The sequence below is a fragment of the uncultured Hyphomicrobium sp. genome, from assembly GCF_902826555.1.
Lineage (GTDB): Bacteria > Pseudomonadota > Alphaproteobacteria > Rhizobiales > Hyphomicrobiaceae > Hyphomicrobium_C.
In genome coordinates this window covers 126,789-153,722 of the sequence record NZ_CADEFI010000003.1, presented here as the reverse complement: position 1 = coordinate 153,722, position 26,934 = coordinate 126,789, and the positions used below count along the sequence as shown (strand labels likewise).

Annotated in this window: 26 protein-coding genes; 18 read left to right on the top strand and 8 right to left on the bottom strand. The window is 64.6% G+C overall.

Features of this window, described 5'->3' with window-relative positions:
* Positions 1–33: 33 nt before the first annotated feature.
* Genes QZV93_RS03035 through QZV93_RS03025 form a run of 3 tightly spaced genes read left to right on the top strand, consistent with a single transcriptional unit; the run spans position 34 to position 4,052 of the window.
* Positions 34–1,869 carry an AsmA-like C-terminal region-containing protein gene (locus tag QZV93_RS03035; protein WP_295555848.1) on the top strand — a complete coding sequence of 612 codons (1,836 nt, stop codon included), beginning with the start codon at positions 34–36 and terminating at the stop codon, positions 1,867–1,869.
* A gap of 54 nt (positions 1,870–1,923) precedes the next feature.
* The gene (gene moeB / locus QZV93_RS03030; protein ID WP_295555846.1) at positions 1,924–2,757 is read left to right on the top strand and encodes a molybdopterin-synthase adenylyltransferase MoeB; all 834 of its coding nucleotides are present in this window, start codon (positions 1,924–1,926) and stop codon (positions 2,755–2,757) included.
* Between the two features lie 44 nt (positions 2,758–2,801).
* The gene (locus tag QZV93_RS03025) at positions 2,802–4,052 is read left to right on the top strand and encodes a site-2 protease family protein (RefSeq protein WP_295555844.1); all 1,251 of its coding nucleotides are present in this window, start codon (positions 2,802–2,804) and stop codon (positions 4,050–4,052) included.
* Between the two features lie 29 nt (positions 4,053–4,081).
* Here QZV93_RS03025 and QZV93_RS03020 read toward each other — a convergent pair whose 3' ends face one another.
* A complete protein-coding gene (locus tag QZV93_RS03020) occupies positions 4,082–5,080 on the bottom strand; it encodes a D-glycerate dehydrogenase (RefSeq protein ID WP_295555843.1) in 999 nt (332 codons plus the stop codon).
* A gap of 125 nt (positions 5,081–5,205) precedes the next feature.
* On the opposite strand from QZV93_RS03020, the gene QZV93_RS03015 reads away from it, so the two are divergent.
* Positions 5,206–5,787 (top strand): SH3 domain-containing protein, encoded by a 582-nt coding sequence (locus QZV93_RS03015; RefSeq protein WP_295555842.1) that lies wholly within the window; start codon positions 5,206–5,208, stop codon positions 5,785–5,787.
* 22 nt (positions 5,788–5,809) lie between these two features.
* Here QZV93_RS03015 and irrA read toward each other — a convergent pair whose 3' ends face one another.
* The gene (gene irrA / locus QZV93_RS03010) at positions 5,810–6,283 is read right to left on the bottom strand and encodes an iron response transcriptional regulator IrrA (protein WP_295555840.1); all 474 of its coding nucleotides are present in this window, start codon (positions 6,281–6,283) and stop codon (positions 5,810–5,812) included.
* Between the two features lie 429 nt (positions 6,284–6,712).
* Here irrA and fabA point away from each other — a divergent pair, with 429 nt between their 5' ends.
* The 4 genes from fabA to QZV93_RS02990 all read left to right on the top strand — a co-directional run bounded on the left by fabA (position 6,713) and on the right by QZV93_RS02990 (position 10,458).
* Positions 6,713–7,249, top strand: a complete 537-nt coding sequence (gene fabA / locus QZV93_RS03005) for a 3-hydroxyacyl-[acyl-carrier-protein] dehydratase FabA (RefSeq protein ID WP_295555839.1) — start codon at positions 6,713–6,715, stop codon at positions 7,247–7,249.
* A gap of 74 nt (positions 7,250–7,323) precedes the next feature.
* Positions 7,324–8,556: a beta-ketoacyl-ACP synthase I gene (gene fabB, locus QZV93_RS03000; protein ID WP_295555838.1), complete on the top strand. Its 1,233-nt coding sequence runs from the start codon at positions 7,324–7,326 to the stop codon at positions 8,554–8,556.
* A gap of 128 nt (positions 8,557–8,684) precedes the next feature.
* Positions 8,685–9,554 carry an enoyl-ACP reductase FabI gene (gene fabI / locus QZV93_RS02995; RefSeq protein WP_295555836.1) on the top strand — a complete coding sequence of 290 codons (870 nt, stop codon included), beginning with the start codon at positions 8,685–8,687 and terminating at the stop codon, positions 9,552–9,554.
* A 46-nt stretch (positions 9,555–9,600) separates the two neighbouring features.
* Positions 9,601–10,458, top strand: a complete 858-nt coding sequence (locus QZV93_RS02990) for an aspartate/glutamate racemase family protein (RefSeq protein WP_295555834.1) — start codon at positions 9,601–9,603, stop codon at positions 10,456–10,458.
* A 6-nt stretch (positions 10,459–10,464) separates the two neighbouring features.
* On the opposite strand, the gene QZV93_RS02985 is transcribed toward QZV93_RS02990, so the two are convergent.
* The gene (locus QZV93_RS02985; protein ID WP_295555832.1) at positions 10,465–11,694 is read right to left on the bottom strand and encodes a cyclic nucleotide-gated ion channel; all 1,230 of its coding nucleotides are present in this window, start codon (positions 11,692–11,694) and stop codon (positions 10,465–10,467) included.
* A gap of 193 nt (positions 11,695–11,887) precedes the next feature.
* Here QZV93_RS02985 and QZV93_RS02980 point away from each other — a divergent pair, with 193 nt between their 5' ends.
* The 7 genes from QZV93_RS02980 (at position 11,888) to gyrB (ending at position 21,058) form a co-directional block, all read left to right on the top strand.
* Positions 11,888–12,442, top strand: coding sequence for a thioredoxin family protein (locus QZV93_RS02980; protein WP_295555831.1), 555 nt, complete (start codon positions 11,888–11,890; stop codon positions 12,440–12,442).
* A 329-nt stretch (positions 12,443–12,771) separates the two neighbouring features.
* On the top strand, positions 12,772–13,035 hold the full coding sequence (rpsT, locus tag QZV93_RS02975) for a 30S ribosomal protein S20 (RefSeq protein ID WP_295555829.1): 264 nt from the start codon (positions 12,772–12,774) through the stop codon (positions 13,033–13,035).
* A gap of 662 nt (positions 13,036–13,697) precedes the next feature.
* Positions 13,698–14,135, top strand: coding sequence for a rhodanese-like domain-containing protein (locus QZV93_RS02970; RefSeq protein ID WP_295555828.1), 438 nt, complete (start codon positions 13,698–13,700; stop codon positions 14,133–14,135).
* Positions 14,136–14,288: 153 nt separating this feature from the next.
* A complete protein-coding gene (gene dnaA, locus QZV93_RS02965) occupies positions 14,289–15,791 on the top strand; it encodes a chromosomal replication initiator protein DnaA (RefSeq protein WP_295555826.1) in 1,503 nt (500 codons plus the stop codon).
* A 350-nt stretch (positions 15,792–16,141) separates the two neighbouring features.
* Positions 16,142–17,260, top strand: coding sequence for a DNA polymerase III subunit beta (dnaN, locus tag QZV93_RS02960; RefSeq protein ID WP_295555824.1), 1,119 nt, complete (start codon positions 16,142–16,144; stop codon positions 17,258–17,260).
* A 2-nt stretch (positions 17,261–17,262) separates the two neighbouring features.
* Positions 17,263–18,462 carry a DNA replication/repair protein RecF gene (gene recF / locus QZV93_RS02955; protein WP_295555822.1) on the top strand — a complete coding sequence of 400 codons (1,200 nt, stop codon included), beginning with the start codon at positions 17,263–17,265 and terminating at the stop codon, positions 18,460–18,462.
* Between the two features lie 157 nt (positions 18,463–18,619).
* The gene (gene gyrB / locus QZV93_RS02950; protein WP_295555820.1) at positions 18,620–21,058 is read left to right on the top strand and encodes a DNA topoisomerase (ATP-hydrolyzing) subunit B; all 2,439 of its coding nucleotides are present in this window, start codon (positions 18,620–18,622) and stop codon (positions 21,056–21,058) included.
* Between the two features lie 7 nt (positions 21,059–21,065).
* Here the strand turns inward: gyrB and QZV93_RS02945 are convergent, their stop codons facing one another.
* Complete coding sequence (locus QZV93_RS02945; RefSeq protein WP_295555819.1) at positions 21,066–21,905, bottom strand: transglutaminase family protein; 840 nt, start codon at positions 21,903–21,905, stop codon at positions 21,066–21,068.
* 170 nt (positions 21,906–22,075) lie between these two features.
* On the opposite strand from QZV93_RS02945, the gene pip reads away from it, so the two are divergent.
* Both pip and QZV93_RS02935 read left to right on the top strand, forming a co-directional pair.
* Positions 22,076–23,032, top strand: a complete 957-nt coding sequence (gene pip, locus QZV93_RS02940; RefSeq protein WP_295555818.1) for a prolyl aminopeptidase — start codon at positions 22,076–22,078, stop codon at positions 23,030–23,032.
* Between the two features lie 10 nt (positions 23,033–23,042).
* Positions 23,043–23,858: a rhodanese-related sulfurtransferase gene (locus tag QZV93_RS02935; RefSeq protein ID WP_295555816.1), complete on the top strand. Its 816-nt coding sequence runs from the start codon at positions 23,043–23,045 to the stop codon at positions 23,856–23,858.
* On the opposite strand, the gene QZV93_RS02930 is transcribed toward QZV93_RS02935, so the two are convergent.
* Positions 23,838–24,155: a multidrug efflux SMR transporter gene (locus QZV93_RS02930; protein WP_295555814.1), complete on the bottom strand. Its 318-nt coding sequence runs from the start codon at positions 24,153–24,155 to the stop codon at positions 23,838–23,840. The genes QZV93_RS02935 and QZV93_RS02930 overlap by 21 nt on opposite strands.
* Before the next feature lie 14 nt (positions 24,156–24,169).
* Complete coding sequence (locus tag QZV93_RS02925) at positions 24,170–24,316, bottom strand: hypothetical protein (RefSeq protein ID WP_295555812.1); 147 nt, start codon at positions 24,314–24,316, stop codon at positions 24,170–24,172.
* 121 nt (positions 24,317–24,437) lie between these two features.
* Between QZV93_RS02925 and gcvA the strand changes: the two genes are divergently transcribed.
* A complete protein-coding gene (gene gcvA / locus QZV93_RS02920) occupies positions 24,438–25,394 on the top strand; it encodes a transcriptional regulator GcvA (RefSeq protein WP_295555811.1) in 957 nt (318 codons plus the stop codon).
* Between the two features lie 12 nt (positions 25,395–25,406).
* Here gcvA and QZV93_RS02915 read toward each other — a convergent pair whose 3' ends face one another.
* Both QZV93_RS02915 and hslU read right to left on the bottom strand, forming a co-directional pair.
* Positions 25,407–25,619, bottom strand: a complete 213-nt coding sequence (locus QZV93_RS02915; RefSeq protein ID WP_295555809.1) for a hypothetical protein — start codon at positions 25,617–25,619, stop codon at positions 25,407–25,409.
* Complete coding sequence (hslU, locus tag QZV93_RS02910) at positions 25,619–26,932, bottom strand: ATP-dependent protease ATPase subunit HslU (RefSeq protein WP_295555807.1); 1,314 nt, start codon at positions 26,930–26,932, stop codon at positions 25,619–25,621. Before hslU ends, QZV93_RS02915 begins: the two co-directional genes overlap by 1 nt.
* Positions 26,933–26,934 lie beyond the last annotated feature (2 nt).

Here is a 26,934-nt window from a genome sequence, read left to right as displayed (position 1 = left end):
CTTTGAAACCCTCCATCGCGGGACAGCGGTCTTATGACTGGCAAAGCTGACAGGCGTCGCCCGCTCGTTGTCGTGGCCGTATTGTTCGGCGCGATTACAGCTGCGCTCGTCGCTCCGGTGATAATCGGCGCACGCCGGGGCGAGCCCATACCCGGCTCCATCGTTCGCGCCGACTCCCGCGATGCCGTCACCATCAATGCGCCTCTGTCGTTGTTTGCTTCGCCCTCGGTCGTGCTCGAAAAAGGCACGGTTGCACTTGTGAGCCCCGCTGCCGAAAGCCGGGTTGGCGCCCTTTTGCGCACCTTGGTGCTCGGCGGCGGCGCGGATCTCGTCCTCGACGGCGCCAGGCTGGTTGTCGACCGGAGGGCGGGAGTGACGGGCCTCGCGGGATCGCCCGCCAAGGCCGAGCTGGGTGCGGCTCCGGCCGACCTGCAGCCTGTCGTGGCGTCTCTGTCGAGCTTCAACTTCCGCAGTCTCGCCATTCTGGATTCGACCGTTGCCATCGACACCGGTCGCGGCGCGCCGGAGGAGATCAGCGTCCTCAACATCGAGATTGTGCCCGCCGGTCGCGGTCTCGTGAGCGCCAAAGGGCAGATCGAGTACCGCGGCGAGCGCCTGGACATCGACGCAGCCTTTGAGCGTACGGAAAGGACGCCGGCACCCCCGATCGAGGTTCGAGCCTCCGCCAAGGGAGGGCTGGCGACGGCCTCGTTCGATGGCCGCCTGTCGCAGACCGATCACGGGCAGATCGTAGCCGAGAACGCCGAGCTTGCCGTTTCGGACTTGCGCGGCTTTGCGGATTGGCTCGGCGCCTCGTGGCCCGATGGACCGGGTCTCGGCGCCTTCACCGCCAAGGGCCTGCTCACGCTTGAGGAGCGGCTGGTCTCGTTCGAGCACGCCGAGTTCAACCTCGACGGCAATGCCGCGACGGGAACGCTCATGATGAAGCTCGGCGCCGAGCGCCCCTCTCTTGAGGGCACGCTGGCGTTCGCCACCTTCGACGTCGCGCCATACTATGCCTCCCCGTCGCGTCCTTATGCGATCGCGCTGGCCTCGAGCTGGCTTTCGGCCATTCCGATCCCCGGTCTCGCCTCGCGCTCGTTCCTTACCGACATGGATGCCGACATCCGCCTCTCGGCCGGTAATGTGGTGCGGGGCCCCGATCGCCTCGGGCGCTGCGCCGCCAGCCTCTCCGTCAAGGGCGGCAAGCTTTATGGTGAGCTCGCCGAGCTCGAGCTGGAGCAGGGCGGTCGCGGTGAAGGCCAGTTTACCGTCGATGCGACAGGCTCCGATCCGCGCTACACACTGCGTGCCGAAATGAGCGACATCGATCTCGCAACGGTCGTTGCTCCGTACTTCGGTCCCACGGTGATCGACGGATCCGGCGACATCAGGCTCGACCTCAGCGCAGCCGGATCGAGCGAAGTCGCCGTAAAGAAATCGCTTGCGGGCAAGCTGTCGCTTGAAATGAGCGAAGGAGGCCGCATCGGCGTGGATCTCGCCGCCCTGCCGGCGGCTGCGACCGCATCGGCTCCCGTCGCGGGCTGGGGGGCGGTCGGAGCTGGATCGACGACGTTGAGCAGTTTGACGGCCAATTTCACCGCATTTCGAGGCGTCTTGACCACTGACACCGTCGAAGCGGCAACAAACGACCGCAGGATTGTCGCGTCCGGGGCCGTCGACGTCGACAACAGTGCCGTTGATCTCGAGATCTCCGTCGCGGGCGTCACAGTGGCCCCGGCGGCGGATCCTTCGGCCGGGTCCCAGGATGTGTTCAAAATTCATGGACCCTGGTCAGCACCGGCCATAACGCGCGCCGGGCCCGGCAAGGCCGCCGGAGCAACATCGGCAGGCGCCGATCCGGGTTGACGGACCCCCCCGCGACTTCCCATCTTCGGCACAAGGCCGCCGGACGGAAACCGCATGACACTGACACCGGACGAAATTCAACGCTACAAGCGCCACCTCGTGCTGCACGACATCGGCGGGCAGGGCCAGGCGAAGCTCAAGGCTGCGCGCGTGCTCGTGGTTGGCGCCGGCGGTCTCGGCAGTCCGGTGCTGCTCTACCTTGCGGCCGCCGGCGTGGGCACCATCGGCGTCATTGACGACGACGACGTCTCGCTCGACAACCTTCAGCGCCAGATCGTTCATGCGACGTCGTCGGTTGGGACGCCGAAGGTGGCGAGTGCCGAGGAAACCCTGGCGCGCCTCAATCCGCATGTTGCGGTCGAGACATTCCGCGCGCGCCTCGACGCCGGAAACGCGGCAGAGATCATCTCGCGCTTCGACATCGTTGCCGACGGATCGGACAACTTCGCGACTCGCTACCTCGTTTCGGACGCGTGCTATTTCGCGCGCCGCACGCTCGTTCATGCCGCCGTCGGTCCGTTCGACGGCTATCTCACCACCCTGAAGCCCTTCGCCAACACAGCGGACGGCAAGCCCTATCCCACCTACCGCTGCCTCTTTCCTGAGGCCCCGCCGCCGGGCACGGTGCCCAACTGCTCCGAGGTCGGCGTCCTCGGATCCGTGGTGGGCGTGATCGGTGCGCTGCAGGCGACCGAGGTGATCAAGGAGCTGACGGGCGTCGGTGAGGGCCTGGCCGGCCGCCTCTTGCTCTACGATGCGAAGGAGCCGCGCTTCGAGACCATGCGCATCGCGTGGGATCCCGAGAACCCGCTCACCGGCGACACCCCGACGATTGCCGATCTCTCGATCCACAAGCCCGGTGAGCCTGTTCCCGCCGTGACAGAATGATGCCGCTTTCTCCGCCATGACCTGAGCTCGATTTCGAGTTGATCATGAGCTATCGGGTGACGCGCCGGCTGCTGCAGCGCCCGGAGCCGGAGAGCCGCGCGATGACCTTCCTTGCCGACCTGTTCTGGAGCCTGTTTTTCCTGTTGCGCGGCACGGTGGACGCGCTTCTGCGCCGCCACCGCCGGAGCTACGTCACCTCCATCGATATCAGGGCGCCACGCGCCATCGTTTGGCAGGCATCGTCGGCCAACAAGATCGTCTTCGAAGGCCCTCCCCGCATGGAGATCGAGACGGCGCTCCGCCCCGGCACCTCGGATGTTTACGAGGGCACGGTGAGCTACGGCGAGATGGTCGTTCCGATGGCCTATCGGCAAATCGAAAGCAGGCCGCAGGAGGCGCTCCTGATCGAGGTCCTGAAAGAAGGCAGCGCTCCCAGCATCGCGCTCGGGCGGGACTACTTCGTCGGCTGCAAATTCGAGGACAAGAGCGACAGCACGGTGCTGACCACGGTGCACGAGCTCACGCACGACAACTTCCTCGGCCGCGTTCTCATCCCGCTCGGGGCCCGCCACAATGGGCGCCGCCTGCGCGACCATTGCGAGGCGCTCGCCGGCGCGCCAGCGCGGCCCACGAGCAAGATCTTCTCCGCGCTTCTCACCGGTGCTCTCACCTACGCGAGCTTCATCTATCTCTTCGATTGGATGTTTGCAGCCATGCTCCTCGTGCTCTTGCTCATCCACGAGGCCGGCCACGCCGTCGCCATGCGTTGGGTCGGACTTCCGGTGCAAGGCATTTATTTCATTCCATTTTTCGGGGGCGTCGCGGTATCTGCTGCCCCTCACAGGAGCGAAGCGGAGCGCGGCTTCGTGGCACTGATGGGCCCGGGCTTCAGCCTCATCACGACCGGGGCTTTCGTCTTCGCCGCGGCCCTCTCCGGCGAGCCGCTGTTCCAGCATTTGGCCCTCGTCAGCGCCATTCTCAACGGTATCAACTTGGCGCCGGTCCTGCCGCTCGACGGCGGCCATGTCCTCGACTCGGCGCTCTCGAGCTCGGATCCGGACATCGTTGCGATCATCAACATGCTGGCCCTGATCCTGGGTGTCGGGGCCTCGGTCTATCTCGAATGGTATGTGTTGACGGCGCTTCTCGTGCTGACGGCACCCATGCTCTTGCGGTCGGGAAAGACGAAGCGGCGCGCGGAGCCCATCACGCCCTCGGGCCGCAACTGGCTGGTCGCCGGCTACCTGGCTACGCTCGCCTTCTACATCGCCGTCGTCGCCCACTACATGGCGTGAGCGCGGCCTTCGCGCGCGCGAGCATCCCGCTAGAACATCGCGGGATGCACCTTGTCGGGCGGCGCGTGTCCGTCAAGGAACGCCTTGATGTTGATGATCACCTTCTCGCCCATGTCGATGCGCCCTTCGATGGTGGCGCTGCTCATGTGCGGCAGCGCGACCACGCGGTCGGAAGCGATGAGCTTCGGATTGATTGCCGGCTCGTGCTCGTAGACGTCGAGCCCCGCGCCCGCGATCGATCCCGCCTCGATCAGCCTGGCGAGTTCGTTCTCGTCGATCACCTCGCCGCGCGCCGTGTTGACGATATAGGCCGTGGGCTTCAACAGCTTGAGGCGTCGCGCCGAAAGCAGATGGTAGGTCGCGGGCGTATGCGGGCAGTTGATCGACACGATGTCCATGCGCGTCAGCATCTGGTCGAGGCTCTCCCAATAGGTCGCCTCGAGGTCTTGCTCGATCGCCTGCGCGATCCGCTTGCGGTTGTGATAGTGGATCTGCAGTCCGAAGGCCTTGGCGCGCTGAGCCACGGCCTGTCCGATGCGGCCCATGCCAACGATGCCGAGGCGCTTGCCGAAGATACGGTTGCCGAGCATCCACGTCGGCGACCAGCCGGCCCACTTCGTCTTCGGGTCCTTGAGATACGCCGCTCCCTCGGGCAGCCGCCGCGGCACGGCGAGGATCAGCGCCATGGTCATGTCCGCCGTATCCTCGGTCAGCACGCCGGGCGTGTTGGTGACGGTGATCGCCCGGTTGCGCGCCGTATCGAGGTCGATGTTGTCGACGCCGGTGCCGAAGTTGGCGATCAGCCTCAGCTGCGGCCCGGCCTGCGAGATGACCGCCCGGTCGATCCGGTCGGTGACGGTCGGCACCAGCACGTCAGCCGTCTTCGCGGCCTCTGCGAGCTGCGCTTGCGTCAGCGGTTTGTCATCGGCGTTGAGGCGGGCGTCGAAGAGTTCGCGCATTCGGGTCTCTACAACGTCGGGCAGCTTCCGCGTAACGATGACGACTGGCTTCTTCTGAGGGTTGGGCATATCTCTTCCACCGGCGGGGTATTTCGAGGTCTGGGGTGTGTCTAACAGAAGGTCACGCCCGTGACAAAGTCATGGATTGTCTGGGGGGCCGGAAACGCCGGGCCGAGGGCGGTGTGGAGCGGACAATGCGTTTGAGGAGCCGAAAGGCCGTTTGGTTGGCAATGCTGTCCGCGCTCTTAGGAGTTGGCGAGGCTTCAGCAGGAGGTGCGGAAACGCCAGCGCCCGCCGATCCGGCTGCCGCGGGTCCGGCGGCCGGCAGCAGCGGAAGCGGCCTGCCTCTGCCGCGGTTCGTGAGCCTCAAGGCGGACCGGGTCAACCTGCGCTCCGGCCCGGGAACCGAGTATCCGACGTCCTGGGTCTATCGGCAGGCCGGTCTGCCGATGGAGGTGTTGAAGGAGTTCGAGGGCTGGCGCCAGGTGCGGGATTCCGAGGGGGCGACGGGATGGGTCTCGCAGTCGCTCTTGTCCGGGCGGCGCACCGCCCTCATCACGCCATGGGACAAGAAGCCCGACCAGCCTGTCCCGCAAATCCCCGTGCGCAACAGCGACAGCGAGCGTTCGCGCGCCGTCGCCATCGTCGAGGCGGGCGTCGTGGCCAACATCCACACGTGCGATGGGCTTTGGTGCAGCGTGACGATCGATCGGTTCCGCGGCTATCTGCCCCAGAAACAGCTCTGGGGCGTCTACCCGAACGAGATCGTGAAGTAATGGCCAATCGCGAGGGGCGGGATCAGCCCTTCGGCACCAGCCGCACGACGACGTCGATGTGGCTGACTTTCATGCCTTCGGGCGGCTCGGGCAGTCCGTCGACCCGAATCGAATCGCCCGGGATATCCATCAACTCGCCATCCGCCTCGATGAAGAAGTGGTTGTGGTTCGAGGTATTGGTGTCGAAGTACGCTTTTCCGCCGTCGATGGCGAGCTCGCGCAGAAGACCCGCGCCGGTGAACTGGTGCAGCGTATTGTAGACGGTCGCGAGAGACACATGCTCGCCCGCGGTCAGCGCCTCCGCATGCAGCATCTCCGCCGAGACGTGCCGGTCCTCGCCGCCGAACAGCAGCATTCCGAGCGTCACGCGCTGGCGCGTCGGGCGCAGACCCGCCTCCCTCAGCCGTTTCGCAATGGCGGACTGAAGGGGTGCAAGCCCGGCTTCGGCCAGACTGTCATCGCCCGATGTCAAATCGTCGGAAATGTCTTCGTTCATGCCCGTGATCACGTGCCAACGGTCGCTGTATAGGCCCTAGCAGTCAAGCTCTTCGCGAAGCAGCCTGACGGCGATCGGGACCGGATTCCTCAACTACGTCAGTATAGAAGCAGTGCGCCTGGATCGCAACCCGCCCTCCAAGGTGCTGTTTTGGGGGGAGTTTCGACCCGTAGCCGAAGCATAGGATAGCAAAACCCCGCCGTCCTGTGCTTTGGACAATACGTCACCTTTTCCATTGGGCGACTTGACGGTGCCCCTGATTATCGATTGAACGTCAGTCGGATGTGCTAGGACAACGCGGCTTTGCGTGTGTCTGGAAAGATGTCGTCCCCGCAACTGATGACCGCGCTGTGACACGCAGGGCATCAGGCGGCGCCGAGCATGGCGCAGCCGGGGGACTGGCACGTGTGAGAGGGACGAAGCTGATCGATGGCCGAGCGCCGTTCTAGCTATGAGTATGAGGATTTGTTGGCGTGTGGGCGCGGCGAACTGTTCGGCCCGGGCAATGCGCAATTGCCGCTGCCGCCCATGTTGATGTTCGACCGCATCGCGCATATCTCCGAAAACCAGGGCACGCACGACAAAGGCCAGATCGTGGCTGAGCTTGCCGTCGAGGGCAACGCGAGGTTGGACTGGTTCTTCAAGTGCCACTTCCAAGGCGATCCGGTTATGCCGGGTTGTCTGGGGCTCGACGCCCTGTGGCAGCTCACCGGTTTCTTCTTGGGCTGGCTTGGTGCGCCTGGACGTGGCCGCGCTCTGGGCGTCGGCGAGGTAAAATTCACCGGCATGGTTCTCCCTTCGGTCAAGAAGGTCGAGTATGTGGTGGACCTGAAGCGTGTGATTCTGCGCCGCCTGAAGCTCGCCATCGCCGATGGTGTGATGAAGGCGGACGGCCAGGTGATCTACACGGCGACCGACATGCGCGTCGGCCTGTTCGAGGCAGGGGAAGCGCCGGCCGCCGTTTGAGCCGGTAGCGCAGCGGAAAATACGTATAAGATGGCGTTCGGGACTACGGCAGGCGGGCGAGGAAGGGGTTGTCGATGAGACGTGTGGTCGTCACCGGCATGGGGATCGTGTCCTCGATCGGGAACACGACTCAGGAGGTGCTCGCCTCCCTCAGAGAGGGCAAATCCGGAATCGTTCGCGCCGAAAAATACGCTGAGCTCGGGTTCCGCTGCCAGGTGCATGGTGATCCCAAGCTGGATTGGGAATCTCAGGTTCCGCGCAAGCCCAAACGCTTCATGGAAGCGGGCGTGGGCTGGAACTATATCGCCATGGATCACGCGATCCGCGATGCGGGGCTCGAGCAGGGCGACATCGTCAACGAGCGCACCGGCATCGTCGTGGGCTCGGGTGGTCCCTCCACGCGCGCCATCGTCTGGTCGGCCGACACCGCGCGCGAGAAGGACCCGAAGAAGGTCGGGCCCTTCGAGGTGCCCAAAGGAATGTGCTCGGGACCCTCCGCTGCACTCGCGACGAGTTTCCAGATCAAGGGCGTCAATTATTCCATCTCGTCGGCATGCTCGACCTCGGCGCACTGCATCGGCAATGCGGCCGAGTTGATCCAGTGGGGCAAGCAGGATGTGATCTTCGCCGGCGGCTGCGAGGAGCTGGACTGGACGTTGTCGGTTCTCTTCGACGCCATGGGCGCCATGTCGACCCGCTACAACGATACGCCGGCAACCGCGAGCCGCGCTTACGACAAGAACCGCGACGGCTTCGTCATCGCCGGCGGTGCCGGCGTACTTGTGCTCGAGGAGCTGGAGCACGCCAAGGCTCGCGGCGCCAAGATTTACGCCGAGATCGTGGGCTATGGCGCCACTTCGGACGGCTATGACATGGTGGCCCCGTCGGGCGAAGGCGCGGTGCGCTGTATGCGTCTCGCCATGAAGGGCCTCGACGGCAAGGGCGTTGGCAAGGTCGACTACATCAATCCCCACGCCACCGCGACGCCGGTCGGTGATCAGAAGGAGATCGAGGCCATCCGCGAGGTGTTCGCTGGTACCGAGATCCCGAAAATTTCTGCAACCAAGTCCCTTACGGGACATTCACTGGGCGCCATTGGCGTGCAGGAAAGCATCTTCTCGCTGCTCATGATGAACAATGGCTTCATCTGCGAAAGCGCGAACATCGAGGAGCTGGACCCGGCTTTCGAGGATATGCCGATCGTCCGGAGTCGCATCGACAACGCCGAGCTTAACTGTGTGATGTCGAACAGTTTCGGTTTTGGCGGAACAAATGCGACGTTGATCTTTAACCGATACGGCGGCTGAAGGCTTGCACGGCGCCGTCCGAGGAGGCATTCGCCCCCTTCGAAAGATGGCCCGGCATGAAGGTTTATAGAAACGGACGCGGCTGGTTCGAAACTGGCCGCCATTTTGGTATGAGTGTGAGGTCATCCATGGCCGAGTTTGATGTTGCAATTCCCGGTCCGCTGATGGCGGGCAAGCGCGGCCTGATCATGGGCGTCGCCAACGACCGCTCGATCGCCTGGGGTATCGCGCGGGCCCTCGCGGGCCAAGGCGCAAAGCTGGCCTTCAGCTATCAGGATGGCGCCTTCGGCCGCCGCGCGGTGCCGCTCGCCAAGTCCATCGGCGCCGAGATCATCGAGCCGTGCAACGTGCAGGATCTGGCCACCGTCGACAACGTCTTCGCCAAGGTGAAGGAAGTGTGGGGCAGTCTCGACTTCGTCGTGCATGCGCTAGCCTTCTCCGATCCGCGCGAGCTCGCGGGCCGCTACGTCAACACCACGCGCGACAACTTCGCCAACACCATGGTGATCTCCTGCTTCTCCTTCACGGAGATCGCGCAGCGGGCCATGGCGCTGATGCCGAATGGCGGCTCTCTCCTGACACTGAGCTACGGCGGCGCCACGCGCTCGGTCCCTTCCTACAACGTCATGGGCGTTGCCAAGGCCGCGCTCGAAGCATCCGTGCGCTACCTCGCCGCCGATCTCGGCCCGCAGAATATCCGCGTCAACGCACTCTCTGCTGGCCCCATGCGCACGCTCTCCGGTGCCGGCGTGTCGGATGCCCGCGTGATCTTCAATTTCCAGAAGGAGCACTCGCCGCTCCGCCGTACGCCGAGCTTGAATGACGTCGGCGGATCCGCGCTCTATCTGCTGTCCGATCTCTCGGCGGCGGTGACGGGCGAGGTGCACTTCGTCGATTGCGGCTACAGCACCATTTCCATGCCGAGCCTCGATGCGCTGAAGACCGCCGACCAGGAAGCCGCCCGCGCTGGCCGGCCGCCTTCGGAAGCGGCTGAATAGCACCCGGGTTGACCGCCGGGACGCTTCCGGGCAATCAAGGGGCCCCATGATTGGTGTCTTCGATTCCGGCCTCGGCGGGCTCACGGTTCTCCGCGCATTGACGGCGCGCTTTCCCGAGCAGCCTTTCGTCTACCTTGGCGACCACGCACACGTCCCCTACGGCAACCGCCCGTCCGAGGAGATCATCGATCTCACGCGCGCTGGCGTCGAGCACCTGTTCCGGCGCGGCTGCAAGCTGGTGCTCCTCGGCTGCAATACGGCGACCGCCGTCGCTGCGCGCCGCCTGCAGACGGCCTGGCTACCCGCGACGGCATGGAAGGCCGCCGGCCACAACGTCGTCGGCATTGTCGCGCCGACCGTCGAGGCGGCAACGCAAACGCCGTGGGCCGTCACCACGCCCCAGTATCCGCAGAAATTCCTGACCGACCGCATTGCCGTCTTCGGCACCACGCGCACCATCGCCTCCAACGTCTACGCAGAGGAGATCCGAAAGCGCTGCCCCAAGGTCACCGTGCTGCAGCAGGTCTGCTCGGAGTTGGCAGGCGCCATCGAGGAGGGTGAGACGGAAGCCGATCTCGAGCGCCTCGTCGTCGCCGGTATCGACGGTGCCATGCGCGAGGCCGGTGGCGAGCCGCCTCACCGCGCGATATTGGGCTGCACGCATTTTCCGCTTGTCGAGCATTTGTTCCGGCGCCATCTGCCGTCTGCAACGCGCATCCTCTCGCAGCCTGAGATTGTCGCCGATAGTCTCGAGGACTACCTCTCGCGCCATCCGCACTACAAGGGTGACAGTGCCCCGGGGGGGCGCCTCCAGCTGCTCACCACCGGCGATCCCGAGGAGGCGAGCGCCCGCGCCCGCGTCTTTGCCGGAGACGGATTGAGCTTCGTCCACCTTGGCTCGTGACGCGCTCTATGCGCTGCGATCCGTCGCGTTGCTCGCCGCGTCGCGCCGCTCCTGCGCCTTGCGTCTGAGGTGGATGCCGATCTCGGGGCTGGCAATCTCGAGCCGGTGAAAATCCTCGCGGTGCAGCTTCAAGAGCCTGCATTTCGTCTTGGTGACGAAAGAGCCCTGCGTCAGCTCCTGCTCCAGCATGGCCACCACGCCGAAAAAGTCTCCCTTCGCGTACGTCTCCACCGAGCCAGAAAGGGTTCGCGTCACCTGCCCCCAGGCCACGAAATACATCGCGTGACCCTCCGCTCCTTCGCCGAGAACTTCGATGTTCGGCGGCAGGTTGTGCGCGTGCAAGAGCGGCATGACCTTTTCGACCGCGCTCGCATCGAGCTCTGCGAGCAGCGGGATGCGCGACATCAGCGACCACGTGACGACGAAATCGCGCCGCCCGAGCTCCTGCGCAAATCCGGCGGAGATGATAGCGACCGGAAGCGCCAGGATGCAGAGACCAATCACCATCACCACCGAGCCGAAGACGCGCCCGAGCGGCGTGATCGGCGTGATGTCGCCGTAGCCCACCGTCGTCAGCGTCGCGATGGCCCACCACGCCGAATCCGGCACGCTCCCGAATTTGTCGGGCTGCACCGAGCCTTCGATGTAGTAGATGCCGGTGGAAGCGAAAAGCACGACCGTGGTCAGCAGCAGGCCGGCGCCGATCAGCGCCCGTTGCTCGTTGACGACGACGCGCAAAAGCGTGTGCATGGCCGGCGAGTAGCGCGAGAGCTTGAAGAAGCGGAGCAACCGCAGCGCCCGCAGCACCCTGAGATCGATGTTGAGCAGCATGCTGAGGAAGAACGGCAGGATCGCTGCGAGATCGATCAGCAAGGCAGGTCTCAGCGCCAGCTTGAGACGGGCCCGCCATGCCGGCAGCCGCTTGAGAAACGGAACCTCGACCGCGGTCCACAGCCGGAGGCCGTACTCGATACTGAAGACCGCGACCGAGAAGATCTCGAAGGCTTGGAAGTAAGGGCCATAGGCGGCCGAGAGCGACGGCACCGTCTCGGCAACGAACGCCGCGATGTTGAGCAGGATCAGAGCGACGATCGCCGTATCGAACACGCGGCTTGCGAGGCTGTCGCCATGTCCGATTTCGATGATCTCGTAGATCCGCCGCCGCCAGGTGGATTGGACATGGAGCGCCCGCCGCACGGCGCCGTGCCCGGCGCGCATCCGGACACGCAGCGGCACCGTTCTCGCGGCTCGTCGTTTTGCGGGCCCCTTCGTGCGCGCCTGATCCATTCCCCCTGAAACCCTCGTTTGTTAGGAGAGCAAGGGAATTCTAAGCTCCGCTCCCGCAACTGTCTCGCGCAGGCTCCAGGACTCGCTCGCGAGCGTTAAGAGCGCAGGGCCAGGATGCTCGCCGAGCATAGGAGAGGACGAAATGGCCGAAACGACGCCTATTTGCGACTTCGGTTGGAAGGCCCCGGCCTTTCGGCTGCCAGCGACGGACGGCAGGATCTACAGTCTCGACGAGCTCAAGGGCCCGAACGGCACCCTGGTCATGTTCATCTGCAATCACTGTCCTTATGTGCAAGCCATCATCGACCGCATTGTGCGCGACGCCGGCGACCTTACCGCCCACGGCATCGGGACGGTCGCCATCTCATCGAATGATGCGCTGACCTATCCCGAGGACAGCCTCCCGCGCATGAAAGAAGAGGCGGCCACGCGCCGGTTCCCGTTTCCCTATCTGTATGACGAGAGCCAGGATGTGGCACGGGCTTACGGCGCCGTCTGCACGCCCGACTTCTTCGGCTTTAACCGTGATCTCGGCCTCCAGTATCGGGGCAGATTGGACGCCAGCGGCCGCAACCCCGCCCCTTCGGGGAGCCGTCGGGAGCTCTTCGAGGCCATGAAAACCGTCGCTGAGACGGGCCATGGCCCGGCCGAGCAGGTGCCCTCCATGGGCTGCTCCATCAAATGGAAGGAGAACTGACCCTCTGTCGCGGCCGAAAAGCCCGAAAACCGGCCAAATCCGTTGACCGGCCAGGGGCCTCGCCGTTATAGACGGGCCACCGGACCGCGATCGTTCCGGACCCTAGTCGGTCTGAAACGCAAATCGCCGGTCCAACCGAAACGCCGCTCGGGACGCGTGTTCCGGGCGGTGAACGCATTTGAGCTTGCGCTTGCACGGCTGGGAGCGTGTCCGCGATCGAGAGAGCGGGCTGCGGATCGGGCGAAGGCGCAGACACATTTGTCAGCAAGTCACAGCAAAGTCATGGAGCCGCCCGACAGTGGGAAGGCCCAAAAAGAAGGACAGCCTCGATGGCAAATACCAAGTCGGCAAAGAAGGCCGCGCGCCAGATGGTGCGCCGGACGGAAGTCAACAAGACCCGTCGCTCGGCCGTTAAGACGGATGTTCGCAAGGTCGAGGAAGCCATCGCTTCCGGCGATAAAAACGCTGCAATTGCAGCGCTGAAGACGGCTCAACCCTCGCTCGTGCGCACCGCTCAGAAGGGTGTGATGCATCCCAAGACGGCGAGCCGCAAGGTGTCTCGTCTCGCGCAGCGCATCAAGGCGATGGGCTGACGCCCGCTTTCTCCCGCACTCATTTCGCGAACCCGATCGTCCGCAAAATGAGTGTGCTCTGTTCGCCACATGGAAGGCCGCGCGGCAGAATCGCCGGCCCTCCGATCTCCCCTCTAAGTGACGGATTCATGAGGGTGACCGGCCGGGGGCCAATCCATCGCTCCCCGCGCGCCCCTCTCGCCGCCCCGCCCGCCAAACAAAAAAGTGGCCTCCAACGGCGTGTCATAGGTTTGCCGCATTTCAAAATCGGCCGCTCTTTCCCGCTTCCAATTAAGCTTTAGCCTCAACGAGTTTCCCCACTGGTCCTGTGGAGAGGACTCAAGTTTTCCACGTTGCACCCACCGCTCGTCCCCGCACTCTGGGGCCCTTTCTCCACCCATCCCGGCGCTTGCTAAGAGGTTAAAGACCCCTTAAAAGAGTCCCTGTCAGCGCGACGGGGCTGGACGGGCTGTTAATGCCTAGTATCGCCCCGCCCGGACTCAGGGTTTAGTTGCGTAGCGTCATCCTGAAATCTTCGGTACTTCAGTGGAGTACAAGTATCCTGCTGGTTTTAGCAGGGTGCCGGTGCTGCTTTACTGATCAATACTGATAGTTGTTTTGATTAACTGTGCCAGTTCGGGACGCTAATCCTGAGTTCGGCATTGAGGGTTGAGGGTAAGGGTTTGGCCGATCGCGTCAATATTGAGGATGTGCCTGTGGATGAAACCTGGGCGCGTCTTGGAGCTGACGCGGGGTCTGTTCTGGTCGATGTGCGGACTCGAGCGGAATGGACCTTTGTCGGGACTCCTGATCTCGGCACGCTGAACAAGCGTGTGTTGACCGTCGAGTGGCAGACGTTTCCCGACAACCGGGTTGACCCGGACTTCGTCGAAAAGCTGTCGAGCCAACTCGAAGGTGCCGGTGTGTCGAAGGACGCTGAGCTGTTCTTCGTCTGCCGGTCGGGGGCGCGCAGCCGGTCGGCTGCGATTGCCATGGCGGGCGCTGGCTATACGCGCTGCCGCAACGTGGCGGATGGCTTCGAGGGTCCTCTCGATCCCACCCAGAAACGAGGACAAGTCGCGGGCTGGAAAGCAGCCGGGCTGCCCTGGCGGCAGGGATAGAGCGTCTCAAGGGACTGGCCGGGCTCGTTTGGGCGAACGGGCGAAGCCAAGGACTGTCTGCCTTTGCGGAAGGCAGGCGTAACAAGTGCGGGGTAAGAAGAAATGCAAGCCATCTCGAAAGCGGAGCTATCTTTTTCTGCGCCTGAACGGGCCATGCGTGCGCCGTCGGGCGATCTGGTCGTCGGTGATGCGAAAACCGCAGCCGAGGGCGACAGCGCCGAAGGCAAGGGATTGAAAGTGCGAGCCATGCTGCGCGCACGCCTCGGCGAAGACATCTATGTGAGCTGGTTCAAGGCGCTCGAGTTCGATTCCTTCGACGGCAAGACCGTCAAGGTCTCGGTGCCTGTCGTGTTTCTCCGCAAGTGGATCGAGTCGCACTACATGGAGGAGCTCCTGAAGTGCTGCAAAGCGGAGTTCAAGACCGCTCAGCAGGTTTCGGTTTCGGTTCGCCAGCCGGGCTCCAACGCGGCCCGCAGTGTCGGCCGTGAGGTCGAGCCGCTGAAAACCGCGCGTGAGGCGGTGGCCGAGCCGCGCGCCATCGGCATTTCCGAAGCCGTGCGGATGCCGGCGATCCGCCCCGTGGCCGGACGCACCAGCGTCGACGGCTTCGAAGGCTCGCCTTTGGATCCGCATCACACCTTCGACAACTTCGTCGTCGGCCCCGCGAACCGCATGGCCCACGCTGGTGCCATTCAGGTTGCGGAGACGGTGCTGACGGACAATCCCGCCTTCAATCCGCTCTACCTCTATTCGTCGGTAGGCCTTGGCAAGACGCACCTTCTGCAGGCCATCGCCTGGGAAGTGAAGCGTCGCGCCGAGAACGCGCAGGTGCTCTATCTCACGGCCGAGCGCTTCCGCTATCAGTTCGTCGAGGCGCTCCGGGCGCAGGATCCGCTCTCCTTCAAGGAGAAGTTCCGCTCGATCAACATTCTGCTCATCGACGACCTCGAGTTCATGCAGGGCGAGAAGACCGAGCAGGAGTTCGATCACATTATAAATGCCCTGCTCGACGGCGGTCGCCAGGTTGTCGTTGCCTCGGCACGCCATCCGGCGCAGATCGAACGCTTAAACGAGCGCATGCGCTCGCGTCTTCAGCGCGGTCTGGTGGCGGAGATCGGCGGCTTCGATCATGAGCTGCGCCAGCGCGTTCTCGATCAGCGCATCGCCGAGAAGCGCGCGGCCGATCCCGGCTTCGAGCTGTCGCGCGAGGTCGTGGATATCCTGGCCAGCCGGCTGACGGAGAGCGGCCGCGAACTCGAAGGCGCCGTGAACCGGCTTTACCTCACATGGCAACACATGCGGGCGCCCATCACGCCCGACATCGCCGAAAGTGTGGTGCGCGACCTGTTCCAGGGCGTCGAGCCGCGCCGCATCAAGATCGAGGACATCCTGCGCATCATCTCGCGTCACTTCGGTGTTTCGAAGGGCGATTTGCTGTCGCAGCGCCGTCACCGCTCGGTGGTCTGGCCGCGCCAGATCGGCATGTACCTCGCCAAGCAGCTGACCCACCGCTCGCTGCCCGAGATCGGCCGCCGTTTCGGCAATCGCGATCACACGACCGTTCTGCACGCAATTCGCAAGATCGAGACCGTGATCGCTGGGGATGCCGGCCTCAGAGATGAAATTGACGAGTTGAAGAAGCTCATATCCCACTAGGTGTAATGGACTGACATAATTGAGAGTTTAGGCACGGGGTGCGGTGTGACGAGGGAGATCGGCGCCGCGCTCTAGCGGGGCGGGAGCGGCGTCTAACGATGCTGCTCCCGATGTTTATTGGCAGGTCCGCATCAAAAGCGTGCGCCGAGCAACGGAATGCGCGAACAACGGCGCAGGACCCCTTGAAATTCAAGGCGCAATCGGGGCAAGTTGTGCCTCCACGCCATTACTTTCATCCATGACGAAAGCTGGGCTATTCATCCATCCGCGTATCGGAGGACGTCGGGCTACCTTTTGTCCACCTGCGATCTCGTGCTTCACTGGGAAGCGGAAAAACGTCGAGGCGAACGATGCGGCTTGTGATCGAACGCGGTGAACTCTTGAGAGCGCTCGGACATGTGACGAGCGTCGTCGAGCGCCGCACGACCATTCCGATCCTCTCTAACGTGCTGTTGAAGGCATCCGGCCAGGCGCTCGAGCTCAAGGCGACGGATCTCGAGCGCGAGGTGATCGAGGAGGTCCGCGCCGAGGTCGCAGCACCGGGCGCCGTCACGGTTCCCGCCCACATCCTGCATGACATCGTGAGGAAGCTCCCCGAAGGCAGTCAGGTCGACATTCGCCGCGACGCCGAGAAGGAGCGCCTGACCCTTGCCGCCGGACAGGCCCGCTTCGCTCTGCAAACGTTGGGCCCCGAGGATTTTCCCGATCTCAACGCCGGCGATCTCGGGACCACCTTTGAGGTCGCCGCGAAGGACCTGAAGCGCATGATCGACAAGACGCGCTTCGCCATCTCCACCGAGGAGACGCGCTACTATTTGAATGGCATCTACTTCCACATCGCCGATGCCGGAAAAACGCCGACGCTGCGCGCCGTCGCCACCGATGGCCACCGTCTCGCCCAGGCGGAGCTTCCGCGTCCCAAGGGCGCCGAGGGCATGCCCGGCGTGATCATTCCGCGCAAGACGGTGCACGAGCTGCATCGCCTGATCGAGGAAAGCGCCGAAACCGTCAAGGTTGCGGTCTCGGCATCCAAGGTGCGCTTCGAGATCGGCTCCGTGACGCTGACGTCGAAGCTCATCGACGGCACCTTCCCCGACTATGGCCGCGTCATTCCGCAAGGCAACGACAAGGAGCTGCGCGTCGCCAACGCCGACTTCATAAGCGCCGTCGATCGTGTCTCCACCATTGCCAGCGAGCGCGGGCGCGCCGTGAAGCTCAACATCTCACAGGGCAAGCTCGTGCTCTCCGTCAACAATCCCGAGGGCGGCAGTGCCACCGAGGAGATTGGCGTCAACTACACCGCCTCGCCGCTCGAGATCGGCTTCAATGCCAAGTACCTGCTCGACATCGCCGGCCAGCTCGAAGGCGATGAGGCCCGCTTCCTGTTGGCCGATCCCGGCTCGCCGACCATGATCCGCGGCGCCGAGGATCTGACGGCGCTCTACGTCCTGATGCCGATGCGCGTGTAGGTTTGTCGCAAGCCTCCGACACAGAAGCTTCATCCGCGCCGCAAGCCGCGCCCCGCCTCTGGATCGAGCGACTAGGGCTGACGGGCTTCCGCAACTATGCGGCGCTCGCCATGGAGCTCGGCCCGGATCCGGTTGTGCTGACCGGCCCCAACGGGTCCGGAAAGACCAATATTCTCGAAGCAGTCTCCCTCCTCGCCCCGGGACAGGGTTTGCGCCAGGCCCCCCTCGCCGATCTTGCCTGGGCCGGAGGCGATGGCAGCTGGTCGGTGTCGGCGCTCGTTCACACCGCGATCGGTCCCGTCACCATCGGCACCGGACAAGCCGCGGCCGCGATGCAGAGTGACCGCGCGACGAGCCGCATCGTGCGCATCGACGGCGAGACGAAGTCCGGCTCCGGCACTCTCGGCGAGTACGTTGAAATGGTCTGGGTCACGCCCGCCACCGACGGGCTCTTCACCGGGCCGGCGTCCGAGCGACGCCGCTTTCTCGACCGCCTCATCGTTTGCTTCGATTCCGGCCATCGCACGCGCGCCGGCCGTTTTGAGCGCGCCATGGCGCAGAGAAATCGCCTGCTCTCGGATGGCATGACACGCGGCGCCCAGCTCGACGGTCTCGAGGTTGTCATGGCGGAGATGGGGGTCGCTGTGGCGGCAGCGCGCGCGGAGGCCGTCGCGGCCCTCGCATCCGTGATCGCCGCCCGTCGCGTACGCGATCCCGCGAGCCCCTTTCCTTGGAGCCTGGCGCATCTCGAAGGAGCCATCGATCGCGATCTCTCACAACGCGCCGCCGTCGACGTGGAGGATGCATACGCGCGCCTCCTGCGCGACGTGCGCGAGCGCGACCGCGCCGCGGGACGTGCGCTCGACGGCCCGCACCGCAGCGACTTTGTCGTGACGCACGGCCCCAAGGCCACGGCGGCAAAGCATTCCTCTACGGGTGAGCAGAAGGCGCTCCTGATCGGCCTCCTGCTCGCGCATGCCGAGCTGGTCAGGGCGCGCCGCGACGGCCTGGCGCCCATGCTGTTGCTCGACGAGGTCACGGCTCATCTCGATGCGGATCGCCGCGCTGCGCTGTTCGAGGAATTGCTACGCCTCGGCACCCAGGCCTGGATGACGGGAACCGACAGTCAAGCCTTTTCGAGTCTGACGGGAAAGGCCCAGTTTTGGCGTGTGGCGGACGGCGCGCTCACGCGCTCCGGCTAATGCCGGGTGGACTTGCGGACGCACCAAGTCAATTAATTGAAATAAAACGGAAAATAAGCGTGGGCGGGTGGCCGTTTTTCGCGCTTTTTTGCGCCGTTCGAGGCCGTCATATGATAGACTTGAAACCAATCACGAGAAACGTCGCGACAGGCACCGAATGAGCGCTCAACCCGCTAAGAAAACACCCGCGCCCGAAGACTACGGCGCCGACAGCATCAAGATGCTGAAAGGCCTCGAGGCCGTGCGCAAACGCCCCGGCATGTACATCGGCGATACCGATGACGGCTCGGGCCTGCACCACATGATCTACGAAGTCGTCGACAACGCCATCGACGAGGTGCTGGCGGGGCACGCCAAGGTTTGCGACGTCACGCTCAATCCCGACGGCTCCTGCACCGTGCGCGACGACGGTCGCGGCATCCCGACCGGCATCAAGCAGGACGACGACCACGATCCGAAGCGCTCGGCGGCCGAGATCGTATTCACGGAGCTGCACGCCGGCGGAAAGTTCGACCAGAATTCGTACAAGGTGTCCGGCGGCCTGCACGGCGTCGGCGTATCCGTCGTCAACGCGTTGTCGACATGGCTCCGTGCGCGCATCTGGCGCGAGGGCAAGGAGCATGTGATCGAGTTCCGCGACGGCGCCGCGGCCGGTCCTTTGAAAGTCGTGGGCGACGCCAAGGACGAGCGGGGAACGGAGGTCACCTTCCTGCCGAGCACGGCCACCTTCTCGAAGGTGGAGTTCGATTACGCGACGCTCGAGCATCGCCTGCGCGAGCTGGCGTTCCTGAACTCCGGCGCCAAGGTCGTGCTGACCGACGCGCGCCATGCGGACATCAAGCGCGAGGAGTTCGTTTACGACGGCGGCACATCGGCCTTCGTCCGCTTTCTCGACCGCTCGAAGCAGGCGCTCATTTCCGAGCCCATCATGATCCGCACCGACAAGGATCGCGTCGGCGTCGAGGTCGCGCTGTGGTGGAACGACAGTTACCACGAGAACGTGCTCTGCTTCACGAACAACATCCCGCAGCGCGACGGCGGCACGCATCTCGCAGGCTTCCGCGGCGCGCTGACCCGCGTCATCAACAAGTACGCGGTCGACAGCGGCATCGCCAAGAAGGAGAAGGTCGACCTCTCGGGCGAGGACGCGCGAGAAGGTTTGACCTGTGTGCTCTCCGTCAAGGTTCCGGACCCGAAGTTCTCGAGCCAGACCAAAGACAAGTTGGTCTCGTCCGAAGTGAAGCCCGTCGTCGAGAGTGTGGTCTTCGAGGAGCTGTCCGCTTGGTTCGAGGAGCACCCGAAAGAGGCGAAAGCCATCGTCGGCAAGATCGTCGAGGCCGCGCTGGCCCGCGAGGCGGCGCGCAAGGCGCGCGAGCTCACGCGCAGAAAGAGTGCGCTCGACGGCATGCGCCTGCCCGGTGGGCTCGCCGAATGCCAGGATCGTGATGCCGCCAACACGGAGCTCTTCATCGTCGAGGGCGACTCGGCCGGCGGCTCCGCCAAGCAGGGCAGGAAGCGCGAATATCAGGCCGTGCTGCCGATCCGCGGCAAGATCCTGAACGTCGAGCGCGCACGCATCGACAAGATGCTCTCCTCCGAGCAGGTGACCAACATCATCGGCGCCCTCGGCACCGGCATCCGCGACGACTTCGATCTCTCGAAGCTGCGCTACCACAAGATCATCATCATGACGGACGCCGACGTGGACGGCGCCCACATCCGCACGCTGCTCTTGACCTTCTTCTATCGGCAGATGTCGGAGCTGGTGGAGAAAGGTCACGTCTACATCGCCCAGCCGCCGCTCTACAAGGTGAGCCGCGGCAAAAGCGGCACCTACCTCAAGGATCTGCGCGCGCTCGAGGATTACCTCATCGACAGCGGGCTCGAGGACAACGTCCTCGTCGCTGGCGGCGAGGAGCGTGCCGGAAAGGACCTGCGCGACATCGTCGAGCAGGCACGCGGCATCACGAGCCTCATCGATCAGCTCCACTCGCGCTACGCGCGCCCCATCGTCGAGCAGGCGGCCATCGCCGGCGCGTTCGACCCGACGCTCCTGCAATCGGCAACCTCCGCAAACGCTGCGGCCGCCACCGTCGCCGCGCGCTTGAACGAGGTGGCCGAGGAAACGGAGAAGGGTTGGTCCGGCGTCTACGGCAACGACGGCTTCCTGTTCCGCCGCGAGGTGCGCGGCGTGACCGAGGTTCACGCGCTCGACCGCGCGCTGCTCGCATCCCTGGATGCGCGCCGCCTGAACGAGAAGCGCAAGCATCTGGCCGAGGTCTACGGCTCGGGCACCAAGCTGCGCCGCAAGTCGGAGACGCTGACCGTCCATGGCCCCAAGACGCTCCTTGACGCCATCTACGAGGCCGGCCGCAAGGGGCTCTCGCTGCAGCGCTACAAAGGCCTTGGCGAGATGAACCCCGAGCAGCTCTGGGAGACGACGCTCGACCGCGACGTGCGCACGCTGCTGCAGGTCAAGATCGGCGACGTGTCCGAGGTGGACGAGATCTTCTCCAAGCTGATGGGCGACGTTGTCGAGCCGCGCCGCGAGTTCATCCAGGAGAACGCCCTCACCGTCGCCAATCTCGACGTCTAGCCTGCCGTCACGCCGCGGCAGGCGTCGGGGAGATCCGCGCCTCGCTGACCTCGTCCGTCCAGACTTTGAACGCGTTGAGCGTGTGCTGGCCGAACGTGTGCAGGAGTGATACGTCGGTCGCATCGCGTCCGTGTGCGACGACGATACGCCCGATGCGGGGCTTGTTGTGCCGCGCATCGAATGTGCACCAGCGCCCTCCCAGATAGACCTCGCACCACGCGCTGAAATCCATCGGCGCCGGATCTTTCGGCACCCCGATGTCGCCCAGGTAGCCGTTGACGTAGCGCGCCGGGATGTTGAGGCAGCGGCAGAGCGCGATGGTGAGATGCGCGAAGTCACGGCACACGCCGATGCGTTCCTCGTAGGCTTCGGCCGCGGAGCGCGTCGCGCGTGCATGCTGGTAGCCGAAGGCCAGCCGCTCGTGCACGAAATCGACGATCGCCTGCACGCGAGTCCATCCCGGCTTGAGGGTGCCGAAGCGCTGCCAGGCCATCTCGCTCAACTGATCGGTCTCGCAATAGCGGCTGCCGAGCAGGTAGACGAGAACGTCGTCGGGAAGCTTCGAGATCGGCACTTCGGGAAGGCTCTCGTCGATGAAATCCGGCAGCCCTGTGTCGCGAATGGTCCCGTCGAGCGTGAAGCTGAACTCGCCCTTGGGCACCACCATGCGCCGGCAGATATTGCCGAACAGATCGCGATACACCCTGACGGGGACCTCCGGGCGGGTTAGGAATGGACCCTCGCCCTTGAGATCGGCGCGTCGGCCGTCGCGAATGTCGAGAAGGGTGATGAGCGGCGTCGCTTGCGGAACGGTGATGGCGATATCGAAGCCGTAGTTGATCAGCATAGATGAGACCCTCTTCAGCTACGCATAACGCCACCATAGGCCCGCGCGTTCCAATCGGAAAAGCCCGAAAAATGTGCACTTGAATGCCGTTTCGCGCTAACGCAGTCTGCGTCGGCCATAGAGGCTTGCATCTGTTGGGAAAGCCGCGCGAACAAAGGTCTCGAGGTCCGATGAGTTTGCCAGTGCCGTCCGACATCCCTCGCCCGTTCGATGCCGTCATGCTTGACGCGGGCGATGGGCATTGGCTCTACGTGGAGGAGGTCGGCACGCGCGGCGGCGTCCCGGCGCTGTTCCTCCACGGCGGCCCCGGGAGCGGATCGCAGCACACCCATCGCTTGCTCTTCGATCCTGCCAGATTTCACGCGGTTCTGTTCGATCAGCGCGGCGCCGGCCGTAGCCATCCCTACCTCTCGACGCACGCCAACACCACGCAGCACCTCGTGGCCGACATCGAGCGTATCCGGACGCATATGGGCTTCGACAAGATGCTGATCGTCGGCGGCTCCTGGGGATCGACCCTCGCCCTCGCCTATGCCGAGACTCACCCCGAACGCGTCTCGGCGCTTGTGCTGCGCGCCGTGTTTCTCGGCACCGACAGCGAGGTCGATTGGGCCTTTCGCCAAGCCCCGGCCGAGATCCGCCCGGATCTCTACGAGACCTTCGTCGCGGCATTGCCCGAAAACGAGCGCGCCGATCCGCTCGCGGCTTATGTTTCCCGCCTAACCAGCACCGATCCCGCCATCCGCGATCCCGCCGCGCGTCATTGGTACCGGTTCGAGCGCATCCTATCGGAGTTCGCGCCCGGCGCGATCATGCTTCCCGAGACGCTGTCCGTTGAAGGGCGTGTTCCGCCGACGCCGATCATCGAGGCGCACTACATCGCCAATCATTTTTTTATGAAGCCCGGCGAGCTCCTGCAAGGTGCTCATCGTCTCGGCGGGATCCCCGGTGTGATCGTGCAGGGCCGCTACGACCTCCTCTGCCCGCCGCGCGCCGCTTTCGAGCTGGCCAGGCGCTGGCCCGGGTGCCGCCTCGACATCGTGCCGAGCGCCGGACACGCCATGACGGAACCGGGCGTCTTCGAGGCGATGAAGCGCGCCATCGACAAGCTTGCGGACAAGCGCTAGACCCGCCGCCATGTCGGTCACCGTCACAGCATTCTACAAGTTCGTTTCGCTCGCAGAGCTGCCGGAGCTGCGCGAGACGTTGCTCGCTCTTGGCCGGGACCATGAGATCAAGGGGACGATCCTTCTGGCGCCGGAAGGCATCAACGCCACCATTGCCGGCCCGGACGAAGGCATCCGCCAGGTGCTCGCGCATCTGCGCGCCGATCCGCGCTTCGCGGATCTGGTGAGCAAGGAGTCCTACGCCGACGAAATGCCCTTTGGCCGTCTCAAGGTGAGGCTGAAACGCGAGATCGTGACGCTCCGCCGGCCCGAGGCTGATCCCGCGCGACGCGTCGGCACCTACGTCAAGCCGGAGGACTGGAACGCACTCCTCGCCGATCCCGACGTGCTCGTCATCGACACGCGCAACGCCTACGAGGTCGGCATAGGCACCTTCGAGGGTGCCATCGATCCCGCCACGCGGGCCTTCAGCGAGTTTCCCGATTTCGTGGCCGCCAACCTCGACCCCGAGAAGCACAAGCGCGTTGCCATGTTCTGCACCGGAGGCATCCGCTGCGAGAAGGCGTCCGCCTTCATGCTCTCGCAAGGCTTCCCCGAGGTTTATCACTTGGAAGGCGGCATCCTGAAATATCTGGAGACGGTCCCGCCTGAGCAGAGCATGTGGCGAGGCGAATGCTTTGTCTTCGACGAGCGCGTCGCGCTGGAGCACGGCGTGCGCCCGGGCACCCATGCCATGTGCAAGTCGTGCGGCGCTCCCGTTCCGCGAGACGCCGAGACCGGCGGTGCGGGGTTATGCCCACGCTGCTCAGTCGGTGACGAGCTTTAAGCCGGCGATCGACGCTACGAGGAGCGCCAGAAAGACGATGCGCCAGAGCGTCACCGGCTCCGCGAAGTAGAGAATGCCGATCGCGGCCGTCCCGATCGCGCCGAGGCCGCCCCAAACGGCATACGCGGTGCCGAGTGGGATGGTCGCCGTGGATTTCGCCACGCATGTGAAGCTCAGCCCGGCCAGCGCCAGCACCAACAGCGTCGGCCAAAGTCTGGTGAAGCCGTCGGAGTAGCGGATGGCGGTGGTGAACGCGACCTCGAGCAGGCCGGCGAGCGCAAGATAGATCCAGCTCATTCGTCGTCTACCGCCTACCTGTACGTGCCCCAGCGGCGATCGTCCTCAGCCATTTCACTGTTGTCGTTGTCGGCGTGCCGGCTTGGCTCGGCGATACGGAGCGGCGCCCGGATGAGTAGACTTTCGAACAGCCGCACGAAGCTTTCGATTGCGAGCAACATGGCGGTCTCCTTTGCCCTTTGAATGTGTCAGCCAGTTGAGTTGCAGGCAGCGTGCGCCCTTTGTGCGCCAGGAACAAACGCCGTTGCTTTACAGGACATGTAAGATTTTGTTACATGCGCCATGGCGCGAAATCTTCCACCGCTCAATGCATTGAAGGCTTTTGAAGCCGCGGCCCGGCATGAAAGCTTTACGGCCGCCGCGGCCGAACTCAACGTCACGCACGCCGCCGTCAGCCGCCATATCCGCGAGCTGGAAGGCTGGCTCGGCACCAAGCTTTTCCTCCGCACCGGTCGCGGCGTCGAGCTGACGGAGCGCGGCAAAAGCTACGTCGCCGATCTCACGCGTGGTTTCGATATCCTCGCTGCGGCGACCGAGAACGTCTCCGGTCGCCGGCGCCGCCGCCGACAGAAGCTTTCCGTCAGCGTGGAGCCGTCGTTCGCGGCGCTCTGGCTGGTTCCTCGCCTCGGCCGCTTCACGGTGGCCAATCCCGAGATCGAGCTCATCCTCGACTCGACCCACCGCCTTGTCGATTTCTCACGCGACGAAGCCGACGTGGGCGTCCGCTACGGTCGCGGCGTGTGGAGCAATGTCGCCGCCGACCGCTTGGCCGCAACCAATCTGACGCCGGTCTGCAGTCCCGCGCTGCTGCGCGACAGGAGCATACGCATTCCCGCCGATATCCCGCCCGACCTCCTGCTCCAGGAGGAAACGCGCCGGTACTGGAACGAGTGGTTGTCGGCGGCCGGCGTTGCCGAACGCATCTCGCCGGAGGGGCCGACGTTGGGACTTCATCTCACGGTTCCGGCCGCCGAAGCGGGACAGGGCTTCGCGCTGGCCGACGAGGTGATCGCCGGCGACGCCCTCGTGGGAGGCCGCCTGGTGCGGCCGTTCGCGGTCGCGATCCGGGACTACGGCTACTATTTCGTGCGCGGCGCCGGCAGGAAGGAGACAAAGCCGATGACGGCCTTCCATGTCTGGCTGAATACGGAGATTGCTCAGACCCTGCAGGCGGTGGCGAACGCGACGGAAAAGGCGGCATCCGCCATCGCACCAGCCACGAAGCGCCGCGGGCGCTGAACGATCGGAAAGCTAGCCCCGTCGCCGCGACCCGAGCCACAGCCCGATGATCAGTCCGACGATGCCGCCCACCGGTCCGATGGCGAAAATCGCGGTCATGCTGCGCTCGCCTTCGAACTCGGAGAGCCCGAAATAGCTGCCAAGCAGTATCGTCGCTGCGGCCGCAAGAACCCATCCGGCGATTGCGCCGGCAAGGCCCAGAAGGACTGTGATCAGCGCTTTCATCACAGGATGAACTTCGAGAGATCGGTGTTCTTGGCCAGTTCGCCTACGCGGTTCGTAACATAGGCCGCATCGATCGTCACCGCATCGCCGCTGCGGTCGGACGCCTCGAACGAGATCTCGTCGAGCACGCGCTCCATCACCGTCTGCAGGCGCCGCGCGCCGATGTTCTCGACCGTCGAATTGACGAGCACGGCCGTATCCGCCAGCGCGTCGATGGCGTCCTCTGTAAATGCGATGGTGAGGCCCTCGGTGGCCATCAGCGCCGTGTACTGCTTGATGAGGCTCGCCTCGGGCTCGGTCAGGATGCGGCGGAAATCCTCGCGCGAGAGCGCTTTCAGCTCCACGCGGATCGGTAGCCGCCCCTGCAGCTCGGGCAGCAGATCGGCGGGCTTCGCCACATGAAACGCGCCCGACGCGATGAACAGCACGTGGTCCGTCTTCACGGGACCGTACTTTGTCGAAACGCTCGTGCCTTCGATGAGCGGCAGAAGATCACGCTGCACGCCCTCGCGCGACACTTCGGCGCCCGAACGGCCCGTTTCTCCGCGCGAGCAGATCTTGTCGATCTCGTCCAGGAACACGATGCCGTTGTTCTCCACCGCCCGGATCGCTTCGCTCGTGATCTGCTCGTTGTCGACCAGCTTGTCGCTTTCCTCGGCAATCAGCAGCGTGTAGCTGTCCTTGACCGTCACGCGCCGAGGCTTCGTGCGCCCGCCCATCATCTTGCCGAAGATGTCGCCGATGTTGACGGCGCCCATCGAGCCGCCCGGCATTCCGGGGATGTCGAGCATGGGCAGGTTGGGCCCCGCGTCGGCCACGTGGACTTCGATCACCTTGTCGTTGAGCTCGTTGCCGCGCAGCCGCTTGCGGAATGAATCGCGCGTCCCCGGCGATGCGGTCGGCCCGACCAGCGCGTCGAGCACCCGCTCCTCGGCGTTCTTCTCGGCCTGTGCGCGCACCTCGCGGCGTTTGGCGTCCCGCACGAGCTGCAGCCCTACCTCCACGAGATCACGGATGATGCTCTCGACGTCGCGCCCCACGTAGCCGACCTCGGTGAACTTGGTCGCCTCCACTTTGAGGAACGGCGCCCCCGCAAGCCGCGCCAGCCGCCGCGCGATCTCGGTCTTGCCGACGCCGGTCGGCCCGATCATCAGGATGTTCTTCGGCAGCACCTCGTCCTTGAGCGGACCCTCGAGCTGCTGGCGCCGCCAGCGGTTGCGGAGTGCGATTGCAACCGCCCGTTTGGCGTCGCCCTGCCCCACGATGTAGCGGTCGAGCTCGGAGACGATTTCGCGCGGTGAGAACGTGGTCATGG